This is a genomic window from Billgrantia endophytica, from assembly GCF_002879615.1.
In the GTDB taxonomy this organism is placed as follows: Bacteria; Pseudomonadota; Gammaproteobacteria; order Pseudomonadales; family Halomonadaceae; genus Halomonas; species Halomonas endophytica.
Genome location: NZ_PNRF01000046.1, coordinates 51759 through 67591, shown reverse-complemented (window position 1 = coordinate 67591; position 15833 = coordinate 51759). Strand labels below are relative to the sequence as shown.

17 protein-coding genes are annotated in these 15833 nt (G+C 64.7%); 8 read left to right on the top strand and 9 right to left on the bottom strand.

Annotated features, from left to right (window positions below):
* Positions 1–74 precede the first annotated feature (74 nt).
* Complete coding sequence (mntR, locus tag C1H69_RS21775) at positions 75–554, top strand: manganese-binding transcriptional regulator MntR (protein ID WP_102655486.1); 480 nt, start codon at positions 75–77, stop codon at positions 552–554.
* Positions 555–654: 100 nt separating this feature from the next.
* On the opposite strand, the gene C1H69_RS21770 is transcribed toward mntR, so the two are convergent.
* The 8 genes from C1H69_RS21770 to C1H69_RS21735 all read right to left on the bottom strand — a co-directional run bounded on the left by C1H69_RS21770 (position 655) and on the right by C1H69_RS21735 (position 8162).
* Entirely contained in the window at positions 655–1425 is a 771-nt protein-coding gene (locus tag C1H69_RS21770; RefSeq protein ID WP_102655502.1) for a transporter substrate-binding domain-containing protein, read from the bottom strand.
* A gap of 74 nt (positions 1426–1499) precedes the next feature.
* Positions 1500–2222 (bottom strand): amino acid ABC transporter ATP-binding protein, encoded by a 723-nt coding sequence (locus C1H69_RS21765; protein WP_102655485.1) that lies wholly within the window; start codon positions 2220–2222, stop codon positions 1500–1502.
* Positions 2219–2872 (bottom strand): amino acid ABC transporter permease, encoded by a 654-nt coding sequence (locus C1H69_RS21760; protein WP_102655484.1) that lies wholly within the window; start codon positions 2870–2872, stop codon positions 2219–2221. Before C1H69_RS21760 ends, C1H69_RS21765 begins: the two co-directional genes overlap by 4 nt.
* Positions 2873–2941: 69 nt before the next feature.
* Positions 2942–4123 (bottom strand): acetyl-CoA C-acyltransferase, encoded by a 1182-nt coding sequence (locus C1H69_RS21755; RefSeq protein ID WP_102655483.1) that lies wholly within the window; start codon positions 4121–4123, stop codon positions 2942–2944.
* Entirely contained in the window at positions 4120–5394 is a 1275-nt protein-coding gene (locus C1H69_RS21750; protein WP_102655482.1) for an ArgE/DapE family deacylase, read from the bottom strand. The genes C1H69_RS21755 and C1H69_RS21750 overlap by 4 nt, the downstream gene beginning before the upstream one ends.
* On the bottom strand, positions 5394–6047 hold the full coding sequence (locus tag C1H69_RS21745) for a 3-oxoacid CoA-transferase subunit B (RefSeq protein WP_102655481.1): 654 nt from the start codon (positions 6045–6047) through the stop codon (positions 5394–5396). Before C1H69_RS21745 ends, C1H69_RS21750 begins: the two co-directional genes overlap by 1 nt.
* Positions 6037–6738 carry a CoA transferase subunit A gene (locus C1H69_RS21740; RefSeq protein ID WP_102655480.1) on the bottom strand — a complete coding sequence of 234 codons (702 nt, stop codon included), beginning with the start codon at positions 6736–6738 and terminating at the stop codon, positions 6037–6039. The genes C1H69_RS21745 and C1H69_RS21740 overlap by 11 nt, the downstream gene beginning before the upstream one ends.
* 53 nt (positions 6739–6791) lie before the next feature.
* Positions 6792–8162, bottom strand: a complete 1371-nt coding sequence (locus C1H69_RS21735; RefSeq protein WP_102655479.1) for an aminotransferase family protein — start codon at positions 8160–8162, stop codon at positions 6792–6794.
* A gap of 107 nt (positions 8163–8269) precedes the next feature.
* Between C1H69_RS21735 and C1H69_RS21730 the strand changes: the two genes are divergently transcribed.
* Complete coding sequence (locus C1H69_RS21730; RefSeq protein WP_102655478.1) at positions 8270–9238, top strand: LysR family transcriptional regulator; 969 nt, start codon at positions 8270–8272, stop codon at positions 9236–9238.
* Positions 9239–9254: 16 nt separating this feature from the next.
* Here the strand turns inward: C1H69_RS21730 and C1H69_RS21725 are convergent, their stop codons facing one another.
* A complete protein-coding gene (locus C1H69_RS21725) occupies positions 9255–10541 on the bottom strand; it encodes an NAD(P)/FAD-dependent oxidoreductase (RefSeq protein WP_102655477.1) in 1287 nt (428 codons plus the stop codon).
* Between the two features lie 308 nt (positions 10542–10849).
* Here C1H69_RS21725 and dnaX point away from each other — a divergent pair, with 308 nt between their 5' ends.
* Genes dnaX through C1H69_RS21695 form a run of 6 tightly spaced genes read left to right on the top strand, consistent with a single transcriptional unit; the run spans position 10850 to position 15820 of the window.
* Positions 10850–12847, top strand: coding sequence for a DNA polymerase III subunit gamma/tau (gene dnaX, locus C1H69_RS21720; RefSeq protein WP_102655476.1), 1998 nt, complete (start codon positions 10850–10852; stop codon positions 12845–12847).
* 37 nt (positions 12848–12884) lie between these two features.
* Positions 12885–13211 carry a YbaB/EbfC family nucleoid-associated protein gene (locus C1H69_RS21715; protein ID WP_102655475.1) on the top strand — a complete coding sequence of 109 codons (327 nt, stop codon included), beginning with the start codon at positions 12885–12887 and terminating at the stop codon, positions 13209–13211.
* A 21-nt stretch (positions 13212–13232) separates the two neighbouring features.
* Positions 13233–13838, top strand: coding sequence for a recombination mediator RecR (gene recR, locus C1H69_RS21710; protein ID WP_102655474.1), 606 nt, complete (start codon positions 13233–13235; stop codon positions 13836–13838).
* Between the two features lie 34 nt (positions 13839–13872).
* Positions 13873–15003, top strand: a complete 1131-nt coding sequence (gene rnd, locus C1H69_RS21705) for a ribonuclease D (protein WP_102655473.1) — start codon at positions 13873–13875, stop codon at positions 15001–15003.
* Entirely contained in the window at positions 15000–15311 is a 312-nt protein-coding gene (locus C1H69_RS21700) for a YcgL domain-containing protein (protein ID WP_102655472.1), read from the top strand. Before rnd ends, C1H69_RS21700 begins: the two co-directional genes overlap by 4 nt.
* A 59-nt stretch (positions 15312–15370) precedes the next feature.
* On the top strand, positions 15371–15820 hold the full coding sequence (locus C1H69_RS21695; protein ID WP_102655471.1) for a YcgN family cysteine cluster protein: 450 nt from the start codon (positions 15371–15373) through the stop codon (positions 15818–15820).
* Positions 15821–15833 lie beyond the last annotated feature (13 nt).

The following is a 15833-nucleotide window of genomic DNA, read 5'->3' as shown; positions in this document are numbered from 1 at the left end:
TTTTCGAGCCACTCTTTTCGTCAGCGAGCTGGCATTCAGTTGTAGTGAGGGTGCGGGTTGGCTATATTCGACGGATGACCGATTTTCCTGAAGACTCTTCTGCCGCCCGCCCCGGCATACCTGATGCGTTGCCTCCCTGCGAGCAGCATTCCCAGCAATATGCAGCCGTTCGAGATGCCCATGAAACCGAGCTTGTGGAGGATTACGTCGAGCTGATCGGAGATTTGCTGACACACCAGGGCGAAGCGCGATCCACCGACATTGCCATGCGCATGGGAGTCAGCCAGGCGACCGTGGCCAAGATGGTTCGCCGCCTCAATAACCAGGGCCTGGTGATCAGCAAGCCCTATCGCTCGCTGTTTCTGACCGATGCCGGCAAGGCCATGGCCGAAGAGTCTCGGCTTCGGCATGGCATCGTGTTGAATTTCCTTCGTTCTTTGGGTGTCAGCGATCGCACAGCGCGAATCGATGCCGAGGGCATGGAGCACCATGTGAGCAAGGAAACGCTTGATATCATGCAGCGCTTCATCGACGGGTGGGCGCGACGTTCATAAGCAGGCCGCTGAGGCTGGAGAAGAGGTCGCGGGAAGCGGAGCGCATGACGAAAGCGGGGAGGCCATTGCCTCCCCGCTGCGTTTGCGTACTCCCTGATCCTTACTGCGAGATATCACGCCCGAAATACTGTTCGCTGATCTCGGCGTAGCGGCCGTTTTCCTTGATCGCGGCCAGGGCCTGGTTGAGACGCTCGAGCATCTCCTCGTTGCCCTTGTTCACCGCAATGCCGATGTCGTCCACGTAGATGGGCTCGCCCAGCGGCTTCACCGCCAGATTGGCCTTCATGATGGCATTCTCGCCGACGAGCTGGTCGGTGATCACGGCATCCACCCGGCCGCGAACGGTCAGGTCGCGCAGGGCGGTCACGTCATCGGTATAGGTGGTGAGATCGTCGCTGTACTCCTTGGCGGCATCGGCAAAGCTGCTGGCCACCAGCACGCCGATCGTCTTGCCGCGCAGGTCGTCGACGGAAGTCAGCTCCTCATCGTCGGCACTGATGAAGACCTGGGCGCCGGAGCTGTAGTAGGGGTCGGTGAAGTCCACCTGCTGCTGCCGCTCCTCGGTGATCGCCATGCTGCCGATCACGGCGTCGAAGCGGTCGGAGCGCAGGGCGGCGATCAAGGTCTGCCAGGGGTTGCCGACCGCTTCGGCCTCCATGCCCATCTCTTCGGCAAGGGCACGGCCGATCTCCACGTCGAAGCCGGTCAGTTCGCCGTTTTCACGATAGCTGAACGGCGGGTAGAGCCCGGTCATGGCATAGCTGAAGGTCTCCTGCTCGGCCTGGGCGGCGGCCACGGGCATCAGCGTTGCCGTGGTGACCACGGCAAGGGTGCCGGTAGCGGCGAGTAGGCTGCGTATCGTCTTGTTCATTGTGTTTGCCTCTTGGTTGGGTGGGTCTTCGTCTTCGCGATTGCCTTCGGCTTCAGCGACGAAGGCTTTCGGGGTCACAGCACGCGACTGAGGAACTGCTTCGCCTTGGGATGTTGCGGGTTGCTGAAGAAGGTTTCGGGGTCGCCCTGTTCGGCGATGGTGCCGTCGTCAAGGAACACCACCCGGTCGGCGACCTCGCGGGCGAACCCCATCTCATGGGTGACGACCACCATGGTCATGCCGTCGGCGGCGAGCCCCTTCATCACTTCCAGTACCTCGCCGACCAGCTCCGGGTCCAGGGCGGAGGTGGGTTCGTCGAAGAGCATCACCGAGGGTTCCATGGCCAGTGCCCTGGCGATGGCCACGCGCTGTTTCTGGCCGCCGGAGAGCTTTTCGGGGTAGACGTCGCCCTTGTCGGCGAGCCCCACCTTGTCGAGCAGCCGCTTGGCCTGCTCTATGGCCTGGGCCTTGGGAGTGCGCTTCACGTGTACCGGCGCCTCGATGACGTTCTCGAGCACCGTCATGTGCGGGAAAAGATTGAAGTGCTGGAACACCATGCCGACGTTTTCGCGCACCGTGTTGAGCGGTGTGGTCGTCGGATCGATCTCCCGGCCGTCGAAGGTGATGGTTCCTTCATCCTTCATCTCCAGGAAATTGAGGCAGCGCAGCAGGGTGCTCTTGCCGGAACCACTGGCGCCGATCATCACCACGACTTCCCGGGCCTTGACCTCGAGATCCACGCCCTTGAGCACATGGAGCTTGCCGAAATACTTGTGCAGGTTGCTGACGCTGATCATTTGGCGGTATCCAGTCGGTCCTCGAGACGGCTGAGGAGGTAAGTGAAGAGCGCGACCATGGCCAGGTAGTAGAGGCCGGCGATGGTATAGAACTCGAGCTGCTTGAAGGTGACGGCGGCGTTGTCCATGGAGAGGCTGAAGATCTCGGTGATGCCGATGAAGGCCACCAGGGAGGAGTCCTTGAGCCCGATGATGAACTGGTTGCCCATGGGGGGAATGGCGCGCTTGAAGGCCTGGGGCAGGATGATCCGGCGCATGGCCAGGCCGCGCTTCATGCCCAGCGATTCGGCGGCTTCCATCTGGCCGCGGTCGACGGACTGGATACAGCCGCGAAAGATCTCGGCGATATAGGCGCCACTGTGGATCGCCAGCGCAATGGTGCCGGCCCAGAAGGCCGAGAGCACCACGATCTGGGTGATCCCGAAGTAGAGCCACATGATCTGCACGATCAGGGGCGTGCCGCGAATGATGCCCACGTAGCCGCTGTAGATGACACTCAAGGCCTTGATGCCGGAGACCTTCATCAGCGCGAAGACCAGGCCGATCACCAGTGCCAGTGCCAGCGAGATCCCCGTTATCTGCAAGGTCATCCAGGCCGCCCTGATAAAGGCGGGAAACGTGGAGATCAAGTCATTCAGAAACGACGTCATTGGTTTGGGTCCCGGTGTTGTTGGTATACGAGCGGTTGGGAGGCTCGGCGCAGCGGATCGAGAGAGGCGTCAGCAGCGTTCGATGATCATGGCGATACCCTGGCCGCCTCCGATGCAGGCCGATGCACCGCCGTAACGGCCCCCGTGGGCCTGGAGAATGCGGGCCAGGGTGCCGGCCAGGCGGATGCCGGTGGCGCCGAGGGGATGACCCAGCGCCAGGGCGCCGCCCCATACGTTGAGGCGGGCCGGGTCGATTCCGAGCTTGCGCATCGCGTGTAGCGGCACGGCGGCGAACGCTTCGTTGATCTCCCACACATCGATCTGCTCGGCCCTCAGGCCGGCGCGTGCCAGGGCACCTTCCATGGCGGCGGCCGCGCCCGCACCCATCTGCCCGGGGTCGACGCCACAGTCGGCGAAGCCCACCACCCGAGCCAGCGGGGTGACACCATGCCGGGTCAGCGCCGCCTGGGACATCAGCAGTGTCGCGGCGGCACCGGAGGTCAGCGGAGAACTGTTGCCGGCGGTGACGCGGCCGTCCTGTCGAAAGACCGGGTCGAGCCCCGCCAGTCGTTCAAGGCTGGTGTCGGCGCGGATATTGGCATCCTGCCCGATCGTTTCTCCGGCCAGGTTGGTCAATGCCAGGCGCTCGCCATCGAAGCGGCCCTGGTCCTCGGCCCGGGTGGCACGCCGGTGGGATTCGAGGGCGAAACGATCCATCGCCTCGCGATCGATACCGGCAAGGTCGGCCAGGCGTTCGGCGGTCAGCCCCATGTTCAGTGCCACTTCAAGGTCCAGCCGGCTGGCGTCCTGCAAGACGCCAGGGGTGGTCAGTACGCCTTCCTGGAACAGGGCCGGCCCCATGGGGACGCGACTCATGTTCTCGTAGCCGCCGGCGATGCCGACTTCCACGGCGCCCGCCTGGATCTCCCGGGCGGTACTCCGCAGGGCTGCCAGCCCCGATCCACACTGCTGGTCGATCTGTCGCGATGCGCAGTCGCGCCCCAGCCGTTCCGACAACCACAGGGGATAGCGGCCACCGAAGCTCCATTGCTCCTTGACCGGCAGGGCACAGCCGACGCTGAGATCCTCCACCGCCTGGCCATCGACATGACCGCGTTCGAGCAGGCCATCGATGACCTTGCCGAGCAGCACGTCGCCGCGCGTATCGGCCCAGCCATCCACCTCCGGCCTGCGCGGGTGGGCCCGGGTGAAGGCAGTGCGGGCGTAGTCGACCAGGTAGACGTCTTTCATGCGCAGGCCCTCCCGGCAGCGCCCCAGCGGCTGATGAACAGGGCATAGGTGGTGAGCACGTGGCGGATGGAGTCGATATTCACCCGCTCGTCGACGCCGTGGATGCGCTCTGCCACCGGTCCATAGCAGGTGCCGTTGATCGCCCCGGAGACATGGAAGGCGCGCAGGTCGGTGGTACAGGTCGAGAGATAGTGGGCGGGCGGGCTGCCGAGCAGGTCCTCATGGCAGCGGCTCAGCAGCTTCACGCCTGGTGCCTCCAGGTCGACGAGATGACCTTCGGAGCGAAAGCCGTGGAAGGCCACGCCGGGCAACGGGTCCACGCCGCCGAGCTCGGCATGTCGATCCGCCACCACTGCCTGCACGCGTGCCATCACCGAGCCGGGGGTCATGCCGGGCGGGAATCCCACCCGACCCTCGAGAATGGCGTGGGCCGGCACGCTGGAAGCCCAGTTGCCGCCCTCGATCTTGCCGATGCTCAGGTTGAAGGGGTGGTCGAGCGAGTCATAGGGTTCGGGGCGGGGCAGGGCGTTCATCTCTGCCTCCAGCGTCTTGAAGGCGGGCAGGTATTGCTGAAGGGTTTCGATGGCGTTGCTGCCGGCGCGGGTGTCCAGGACATGAGCCGGCACGCCATTGATGCGCAGGCGAAACCACAGTACGCCAACCTGGCCGCTGTAGATCCGGGCCCCGAAGGGCTCGGGGATCAGCACGAAATCCCCACTGAAGCCCTGATGCAGGCAGGCCAGGGCACCATTGCCGGTGCACTCCTCCTCGATCACGGTCTGTACGGTCAGCGGAAAATCGATGGCGACGCCGGCCTCCTTCACGGCCTTGACGGCCATGACCATGGCGGCGATGCCGGCCTTCATGTCGCCGGCACCGCGACCATAGAGCCAGCCATCCTGTTCCCAGGGCTCCCAGGGCGGCCGGCTCCACATATCGGTGGGCTCGGCCGGCACCACGTCGAGGTGGCCGTTGAGTACCAGGTGTGGGCCGCCGGCGTCCGGGTTGAGGCGCGAGAGGACGTTGTAGCGTCCTGCGTTGCTCCAGGTCGTCGGCGCCCGGTGCGGATGCGCCTCGAAGCCGGGGGCATCCAGCGGCACCCGCGTTACCGGCATGCCGAGCCGCTCGAGCCAGGCTTCCATGGTGTCCAGTGCGCCGTGCTCCTGGCCCAGCACGCTGTATCCCTTCACCAGGTCGCGGGTCAGCGCCAGGGTGTCTTCCATCAGCGCGTCGCAGCGCTCCACGATGCGTCGTTCGGTGGTGTTGAGCATCAGAACCTCCCCAACTGCGATTCGTCGATGATCAGCTCCGCTTCGGTGGCGGCACGCAGCTCCACCACGCCAAGCCCCTCGGCGATATCCACGACAGCCAGGCCTTCCGGGGTCACGTCCATCACCGCCTTGTCGGTGATGATGCGAGACACACAGGCGGGCGCCGTCAGTGGCAGGCGACAGCGGGACAGGATCTTCGGGTTGCCGTGCTTGTCGTTGTGCGAGCAGAGGATGACCAGCTTCTTCACCTTCTGGGCCAGCTCCATGGCACCGCCGATGCCCGGTGAGAACTTTCCGGGAATCTTCCAGTTGGCCAGGTTGCCGAGCTCGTCCACCTCGAAGGCGCCCATGAACGTGATGTCCACCCGGCTGCGGCGGATCATGGCGAACGACATGGCACTGTCGAACACGCTGGCACCTGGGCGGGTGGCGATATAGGCCCCGCCGGAGTCGATCATGTCGAAGTCGGGGGCTTCGCCCGTGGTGCGTGGGCGGCAACCCAGCACGCCGTTCTCGGAATGCACCAGGACCCCCATCTCTTCCGACAGGTAGTGGGACAGGCGGGTCGGCAGCCCGATGCCGAGATTGACGATTTGGCCGGGGATCACTTCACCGGCGGCGCGAACAAGGATACGTTCCTGATCAGACGGCATGGTGGCGCCTCCCCTGCTCGCTGGTGGCTTCGGTTATCTGGACCACCTGGCTGATGAAGGCGCAGGGGGTGTGGATGCTTTCCAGGGCCAGCGAACCGGGCTCCGCGACCCGATAGGCCTGGGCGATGACGTGTTCCGCCGCCATGGCCATCAGTGGATTGAAATTGCTGGCGGTGCCGCGATAGATCAGGTTGCCGTAGCGGTCGGCCTGTTCGGCATGAACCAGGGCGAAGTCGGCGTACAGGGCGGGCTCGATGGCCCAGGTCCGGTCCTCGCACTCGATCTCGCGGCGCTTGCCGGCGATCTCGGTGCCCAGGCCGATATCGGTCAGGAAGCCGTAGTGGCCTGCTCCCGCACTGCGAATCTTCTCTGCCAGCAGTCCCTGGGGATGCATCTCCACCGAAAGCTCTTCCCGGTTCATTGCCTCGATGGCGAGGCGATTGAGGCCGATATGGGAGGTGATCAAGCGGTTGACGCGGCCGGCTTCGATCAGTCGGCTGATGCCGATGCCCGGCTCGTTGGCGTCATTCTTGATCAGGGTGAGGCCGCGCTGACCCTGGGCCAGCAACTCGTCGATCAGGGCGAAGGGCGTGCCCGGTGAACCGAAGCCGCCGACCATGATCGAGGCCCCGTCGGGAATACGGGCAACGGCCTCTTCGACGGCCTGGAACTTGTTGTTGAGAAGCGTCATGTGGGAAATAGCCTGTTGTCATTCTGGCTCGGCCAGGGGCTGTTGGGATATCGTCAGGGCGACATGGAGGCGGTGCCGAGCCGCTCTCGGGTGGCGCCCGGTGCCGTGACCTCGGCGTCGAGGCGGGTCAGCGCCCGCTCGAGTCGTGCGAGCAGTATTTCCAGGTCCTGCGCATCGATGGTCAGCGGCGGTGTCACCAGGAAGTGGTCGCCCGCAAGCCCATCGAGCGTTCGACGAGGGTAGATCAACAGCCCCTCCTCCTTGGCGAGCGCGGTCATTCGGGCGAACTGATTCTCCGCGGCGGGAAAGGGGGTCCTGGTCCGCGGGTCGGCGACCAGTTCCACCCCCCAAAGCAGGCCCAGGCCGCGCACGTCGCCCATCCAGGGGAAGCGGGCCTGCAGTGCCTTGAGCCCGGCCTCGAGCCGCCTGCCACGTTCGGCCACGTTGGCCAGTAACCGCTCACGGCGAATCGCCTCGAGCACCGCCAGGCCGGTGGCGCAGGCCAGCGGATTGCCTGCGTAAGTGTGGCCGTGCTGGAAACCGCCCGACTCCATCACCGCATTCACGATGTGCTCACGGGCGAGAACCGCCCCCACCGGGTAATAGCCGGCGCCCAGCCCCTTGGCGGTGGTCAGCAGATCGGGCGTGACGCCGTAGTGCTGGTAGGCGAACCAGGTGCCGGTCCGGCCAATGCCGGTGAGCACTTCATCGAGGATCAGCAGGCAGCCGAACTCGTCGCACAGGGCACGGATGCCTTCGAGGTAGCGGCGGTCGAGCATCCGCGCGCCGGTGCTGGCGCCGCCCACGGGTTCCAGCACGAAGGCGATGATGGCGCCGGGGTCGGCTGCCTCGATGGCGGCACGGGTTTCGGCCAGCACGCGTTCCACGTGGCTGGCGTCGTCGGCATCCGTGTGGCGATAGAAGTCGGGGCCTGGCACCTTGAGCGAGGCGCTGGTGATATCGGCGAAGGGAGCTTCCAGCGGCTGGTAGCCGGTGACCCCGAGCGCGCCGAGGGTGCTGCCGTGGTAGGAAGGGCGAAGAGAGACGAAGCGGCGGCGCTGTGGCTGGCCGGTAGCGACGAAGTACTGGCGGGCAAGCTTGAGCGCGGATTCCACCGCCTCGGAGCCGCTGGAGACGAAGAACACCTTTTCCAGCGCCCCATCGGTGAGTTCGACCAGGGCCTCGGCCAGGGCCACGGCGGGGGCATTCTCGAACTGGGTGCGATACGTGAAGGCGACCCGGTCGAGCTGGGCCACCATGGCATCGCGGATGTCGGTGCGACCGTGGCCCAGGTTGCAGGCGATGGCGCCTGAGCAGCCATCCAGGTATTCATTGCCGTGCTCGTCCCACAGGTAGACCCCGTCGGCATGGCTGACTTCCGGCAGGGCGGGCCCGGCCTGGTAGAACAGCGGAGAGGTGGTCATCGCATGATTCCGTTTTTTGTGTTTGGTCAGGTATGTCAACAGTCTAGGTAGCGGAGGCAAGATATTTCAATATATGATGTTTTTATCGAATTCGATGAGTTTTGATCATGGCTGACGTCAACATTCACTCGCTCAAGGCATTGGCGGTTTTCAAGACCCTGTACGAGGTCGGAACGGCGTCGCAGGCGGCGCGAACGCTGGGCATCACGCAATCGGGGGTGAGTCGGTCGCTGGCCCAGCTCGAGCGGAACCTGGGCATGCAGCTTTTCCTGAGGGAAAAGAACCGGCTGATCGTGACGCCGGAAGCCAGGGAACTCTATGACGAGATCCTGCGGTTGATGGGCAATATCGAGGAGCTGCGTCACAGCGTGCTGGCGCTCAAGGAGTTCGGGACCTCCCGGCTCAGGATCGCCGCCATTCCCGGCCTGTCGTTCGGCTTCGTGCCGCGCCTCGTCGCGGCACTGCTGGAGGAGAATCGACGGTTCAGTATCAGCCTGGACATGATGTCGAGCCATGAGGTGCAGCTCGCCGTGGAGTCGAGTCATGCCGATATCGGCTTCGTGACCTTGCCGGTCGCTTCCCGTCTGCTGCAGGTGGAGTCGTGGCTGACCACCCGAGCGCTTTGCCTGCTGCCGGCGGGCCACCCATTGAGCCAGCGCGAGGTCATCGACGTGGCCGACCTCCGCGACCAGCACCTGGTGATCAGTAACCAGCCCAGTATCAGCACCAATCCGCTGCTGGAGCTGACGACGCGCCACAACATCCAGATCGCCGGCAAGACCGAAGCCAATATCGGTACCATTGCCGCACTGGTGGCCAACCACGTCGGACTCACGGTGATGAATCCAATCACCGCCCGCGATCAGCTGTCGCATCGGGATGGTGTGGTCATGCGCCCCTTTACCCCCACCATGGAGTTCAGCTTCGGACTGGTCTATCGCGACGACTGGAAGCGCGCCAAGGTGCTGGATTTCATTCGCGAGCGGGGCCGGGGGCTGCTGGCGGACTACGCCGGTGGCGCTGGCTGCAGTGTCAATTATCCCATGTCACCGGGTACGGGTTTCGAAGGCGCCTGAGGCGTCTGGGCGCTCCTCAGCGCAGCTTTTCCAGCAGTTGGTAGTACCACATGCCGGCGGCGAGCAGCGGGTTGCCCAGCCTCTCGCCGAACGGCACCTTGATATGACGGCAGGCGGCGAAGGTATCGAACTCCTCCATGTGGCCGGCGATGGCCTTGGCCATGATCTCGCCGACGATGTGCGAGGTCGCGATGCCGTGGCCGGAGTAGCCCTGTGCGTAGTAGACGTTGTCGGAGAGCTGACCGAGCATCGGGATTCGGTTGACCACGATGCCGGCCATGCCCTGCCAGGCGAAATCCACCCTCACCCCCTTGAGCCGGGGGAAGGTGGCTTCCAGGCGTGGTCGCAGCTCCGCGGCGATATCCGAAGAGTCCTTGCCGGAGTAGTTGGCGCCGCCTCCGAAGAGCAGGCGCCCGTCGGCGGTCAGGCGATAGTAGTCGAGTACGAAACGGCAGTCATAGACGGCCAGGTCATGGGGGTTGATGGCATTGGCCAGTTCCCCCAGCGGTTCGGTGGCAACGATTCCCAGCGAGGCCGGAAACAGCTTGCCCCCTAGCCGGCGGCGTTCCAGGCGATGGTAGGCATTACCGGCCAGCAGCACGCGGTCGGCGTGAACCACGCCCATGGCGGTCATCACCGCCGGGTTCGGTCCATGGTCGATATGCTCTACCGGTGAGTGTTCGAAGATCAGCGCTCCCCCGTCGGCGGCGGCACGCGCCTCGCCGAGGCACAGGTTGAGCGGGTGCAGGTGCAGGTTGTAGCGGTTGAGCAAGCCACCGTGGTAGCAATCGGTCGGTAGATACTCGCGGACGCGTCCCGCATCGAGCAGTTCGACATCGCTTTCCATTCCCCGTGCCTGGCAGGCATCGTAGTCGGCGTGCAGCGCCTTCATGTGGGAAGGTTTCCAGGCCGCCTGTAGATGACCCCGCTTGAGGTCACAGACGATGCCATACCGCTCGACCCGCTGGCGGATGAGGCGCTGGCCACGCCACCGCAGGTCCCAGACGAAGTCATCGGCGCCTTCACCCAGCCGTTGGCGCATCTGCTTGCGCATGGCTGCCTCACCCGACAGGCTGCCGGTGACCTGGCCGCCATTACGGCCGCTGGCTCCCCAGCCGATCTTGTTGGCCTCGACGATGGCGACCCGATAACCCCGTTCGGTCAGCTCCACGGCCGTGGCCACGCCAGTGAAGCCTCCGCCGATGATGGCGACATCGACCCGATGCTCTCCCGTCAGCCCGGGATAGTCGGACTCCTGATGGATGGTGGCCGAATAGTAGGAGTCGCAGCGAGGGGTTGGCATGGTGGCTCCAGCTGTCTGGTGTCGAAAATACTCAACACATGCTACCACAGCCTGCCTGCTGCTTCGCCAAGGCGTGATCCTCTCGATGCGGGCAGCCGAAGGCGGCCGGGTGGTAGCGTCAGCGCACCTTGGCCTCGCTGGGGCGCCGTTGCGGTAGGCGATGACAGTAGCGGCGCTTTGCGACGATGCCCACAGTCGGTAGAATGGTCGTTTGCTTTCGTGGTCGGCACTGCCCGGTTGTTCGCTCGGCAGTGCTGACACATTCTGATCGGCTGCCAGCCAGCCCAGCTGCAAGGATTCCGCGCTGCATGAGCTATCAGGTTCTGGCCCGCAAGTGGCGGCCGCGCACTTTCCATGAACTGGTCGGCCAGGAGCACGTCCAGCGTGCCCTGGTCAATGCCCTGGATCAGGGGCGTCTTCACCATGCCTATCTCTTCACCGGCACGCGAGGGGTCGGCAAGACCACCCTGGCAAGGATCCTCGCCAAGTGCCTGAACTGTACGGCCAATGGCCATGGTGACGAGGCGGTGACCTCTACCCCCTGCGGTGAGTGCGATAGCTGCCGTGCCATCGACGAGGGGCGCTTCGTCGACCTGATCGAGGTGGATGCGGCGTCGCGCACCAAGGTGGAAGACACCCGGGAACTGCTCGACAACGTGCAGTACGCACCGACCCGGGGGCGCTACAAGGTATACCTCATCGATGAGGTGCACATGCTCTCCACCAGCAGCTTCAATGCGCTGCTCAAGACCCTGGAAGAGCCGCCTCCGCATGTGAAGTTTCTGCTGGCAACGACCGATCCCCAGAAACTGCCGCCCACGGTGCTGTCCCGCTGCCTGCAGTTCACCTTGAAAAACATGCCGCCGGAGCGCATCGTCGAGCATCTGGCGAAAGTCCTCGAGGCCGAGCGGGTGGGCTTCGAGGAGAGCGCGCTGTGGTTGCTCGGCAAGGCTGCCGATGGGTCCATGCGTGACGCCATGAGCCTGACCGACCAGGCCATCGCCTTTGGTCAGGGGCGGGTGAATCACACCGACGTGGCGGCCATGCTCGGCACGCTCGACCATCGCCATGTGCTGGCGCTGGTCAGAGCCCTGGCGGACGTGGACGCCGCCCGGGTCTTGCAGGAAGTCTCGCAACTGGCCGAGCAGGGGCCTGACTTTGCGGCGGTTCTGGATGACATCACCGGTGTGCTGCATCGCCTGGCGGTGGCGCAGATGGTGCCTGGTGCGGTCGACAACGGGCATGGCGACCGTGATGCCCTGCTGGCGCTCGCGGCGCGTTTCACCGCCGAGGACATTCAGCTCTATTACCAGATCGGCATTCAGGGGCGCGGTGACATGGAACACGCCCCCGACCTGCGTACCGCCCTGGAAATGACGCTGTTGCGCATGCTGGCGTTTCGTCCCCAGGGGGTGCCGCAGCCGGCCAGGACGCCGTTGCCGTTGCGTGGCGATGCCGGCAGGGACGAAAACCGTCCTCCGGCAGGTCGGGTCGAGCCGAGCCCGGCGCCTGAATCCAGGCATGCCGGGCCCGAGCCCCGCGCTGAGGATGGGCCTCCGCCTCCCTGGGAGGAACTGCCCGAAGCGACGTTACCCGGCCCTGCCGAAGAACCGTCAGGCGAGCCGGTGGGCCGGGATGCCGGGGAGACGTGGGAAACCGCGGGCCACACCGAGTCACCCCGCGTCATCGAGTCCGGTACTGCTATCGAACCAGCCCGGGAAGTTGCCAGCACACGAGCTGCCAGCGCACAGACGATTGACCAAGACGTGGTGGAGGAGGCCAGGCCCATGCCCGGGCATCGGGAAGTCGAGGCCGAACCTGTCGAGGACCATGCCCCGCAGGCCGAAGCCGTGCCGGAAGCGGTCGCTTCCGAGCCCGCCGAGGCGGCCCCTCGAATAGGACGCTTCGAGCACGTGGACTGGCTGACGTGTTTCGATTCTCTCGGCCTCGGTGGATTGACGCGCAACCTGGCGGCGCATTGTGTGGTCGAAGCTGACGATGGCCGTCGATTGCTCTTGCGCCTCGACCCGTCCCAGGACGCCATGAACGCGGAAATCCACGTTCGCCGCGTCAAGGAGGCCCTGGAGAGCATCGGGGTAGACCGGCGGCTGGTGATCGAGGCGGGGCCGTTGCCGAAGGAGGTGGAAACGCCCCGGCAGCGCGCCGACCGGATTGCCGCTGCGCATCATGCCCGGGCGGTCGAGGCACTGGAGCGGGACCCCCATGTACGCCAGCTGCAGCAGACCTTTGGTGCGCGGCTGATCGAATCCAGCGTCAAGCCGGCAGACACGGCGCCCCGTGCCTGACAGCACTGTGACATTTGCCACTCGAGAGGGAAAGACCATGATGAAAGGCGGAATGGGCAACTTGATGAAGCAGGCCCAGGAAATGCAGGAAAAGATGCAGCGTGCCCAGGAGGAAGTCGCCAAGGCCGAAGTCACCGGTGAAGCTGGCGCCGGCATGGTCAAGGTGACGATGAACGGCCGCCATGACGTCAGCAAGGTCGATATCGATCCCAGCGTCATGGAAGAGGACAAGGAACTGCTCGAAGATCTGCTGGCCGCCGCGGTGAACGATGCCGTACGCAAGGTGGAAGTCAGCTCACGGGCCAAGATGGAAGAAGCGACGGCGGGGCTGAATTTGCCGCCGGGTTTCAAGATGCCGTTCTAAGACTGTTGAAGCGGGCTGCCAATGAGTTTTTCGCCACTGGTCGAAAGGTTGATGGAGTCACTGCGGGTATTGCCCGGGGTCGGCCCCAAGACAGCCCAGCGCATGGCCATGCACCTCCTCGAGCGTGACCGCGATGGCGGCCGGCGACTCGCCGAGGTATTGAGCGTGGCGTTGGAACAAGTCGGCTACTGCCGGCGCTGCCGCACGCTCACCGAAGAGGAGCTCTGCGGTATCTGTACCAGTCGTCGCCGCGACGACGCCCTGCTCTGCGTGGTGGAATCGCCCGCCGACCAGTTGGCCATCGAGGAGGCTGGAGGGTTCCAGGGTCGCTACTTCGTGCTCCATGGACATCTCTCGCCTCTGGATGGCATCGGGCCGGAGGATATCGGCCTGGATCAGCTCGATGCGCGGGTGGCCGAGGGAGGGGTCGAGGAGATCATCCTGGCCACCAACCCCACGGTGGAGGGAGAGGCGACGGCCCACTATATCGCTGCCCAACTGGCGATGCACGGCGTGACGCTGTCACGCCTCGCCTATGGCGTGCCCATGGGCGGCGAACTGGAATATGTCGACGGTGGCACGCTCAGCCGTGCCTTCAATGGTCGTTTGCCATTTCGCGGCGACTGATTATCCCCATCTCCACATTCAGCTGGAAGCCTGCATGTCCCTGACCCCCGATATTCGCTGGATCGATACGCCGGAGGCACTGGATGCCGCCTGCGCCGAGGTGGCGGATGCCGCCGTCATTGCTCTGGATACCGAGTTCTTCCGCGAGAAGACCTTTCACCCGGTGCCGGCGCTGATCCAGTTCTCGGCGGGCGGTCCCGCGTGGCTGGTCGACCCGCTGGCCGTCGAGTGCACCGACGCCTTCCGCCGGCTGCTTGGGGAGGGGCCTCTCAAGCTGCTGCATGCCAGTAGCGAGGATCTGGAAGTGCTGGCTCACTGGGCCGACGGCCCGGTGGCACCCCTGGTGGATACCCAGATCGCCCAATCCCTGCTGGGAGAGGACGCGGCAATGGGCTATCAGCGCCTTGTCCAGTACTGGACAGGTGAGACCCTGCCCAAGGATGAGACCCGTTCAGACTGGCTGGTTCGCCCGCTGAGCGATTCCCAGTGCCTCTATGCGGCACTGGATGTCGTCTTCCTGCTGAAGGTTTGGGAATGTCAACGGGAGGCCCTGGAGCGGCTGGGTCGCATGGCGTGGCTCGAAGAGGACTGCGGTGAGCTGGTGGCCCAGGCGCTGCGCAGCAATGAAACGGATGGGCAGTGGTATCGCCGCCATCGCCAGCTATGGCGCCTGTCGCCACGCCAGACGGAGGCCTATCGACTGCTCACCACATGGCGGGAGGGAGAGGCGCGCCGGCGTAACCTGCCGCGGGGCTGGTTGGTGAGCGACAGGGTGCTTTTCGGTATTGCGGAGCGTATGCCGGAAAACCGCTTCCTGTTGGCGGAAGTCGACGAGATCAAGCCGAGCCTGATCAAGCGGGATGGCGATACCCTGCTGGCCATGGTGAAACAGGCGAAGCAGGTAGAGGAATCGAGCCTGCCCCCGGTGTTGTCGTCGCCAATGGAGCCGGCCTTCAAGCGTCGTCTCAAGGCGCTCAAGAGAGTCGTCAACGAGGTGGCCGAGCGCTTGGGCCTGGCCCCGGAAGTCCTGCTGCGTCGGCGTGATCTGGAAGCGCTGGTGGCTGCCGACCTGGAGGGCGAGTCTCTCCCCTTGCCGACCGGATGGCGCGGTGATCTTCTCTCTACCGGCCTGGCAACGGCACTTTCCGAGGTGAATGCAGAATGAACGATGACCGCATGCGGGGCAACAAGCTGTTGTGCGAGATATTCAGGAGTCCACGAAAGGAGGAAATGTACCTCTATGTGGACAAGCGCCGCGGCCTGGCCGATGTGCCCGACGCGCTCCTCGAGCGTTTCGGCAAGCCGGTGCCGACAATGACGCTGATTCTGACACCGGAGCGGACAATGGCCCGGGCCAAGGCGGCAGACGTCATCGAGTCCATCCGTGACAAGGGGTATTACTTTCAGATGCCGCCCGCGAAGGAGGAGTATCTGATGGATCTCTATCGCACCCCCCCGGATGCGCGTTACTGAAACGGCGGATTATGTCGCGTCCAAGCCGCATGTGGTCGAGGCAGCGCCAGGGAGAGTCGATGCGAGAGCGTTTCTGGGAGCAGTACCCCCTGGATGAGCTGACCACCGAAGAGTGGGAAGCCCTGTGCGATGGGTGCGGCCAGTGCTGCCTGCTCAAGTACCAGGACGACGAAACCGGTGAGCTGGCCGTTCTTGGTGTCGCCTGCGAGCTGCTCGACATACGTAGCTGTCGTTGCAGCGACTATGAGAATCGCCTGTCACGCGTGCCGGACTGTACCCGGCTGACCCCGGCGCGCATCGAGGAATTCCGCTGGCTGCCCCGTTCGTGTGCCTATCGCCGTGTGGCGGAAGGGCGCAAGCTGGCTGCCTGGCACCCCCTCGTTTCCGGCGACCCGGAACGGGTTCATCGCAAGGGCGTCAGCGTGCGCAGCTTTGCGGTATCCCACAAGGATGTCCCCGACGAGCAGTTGGAGGACCATATCATCGCGATCCTGCCGATCGATGGCTGAGCCCGGTATGGCA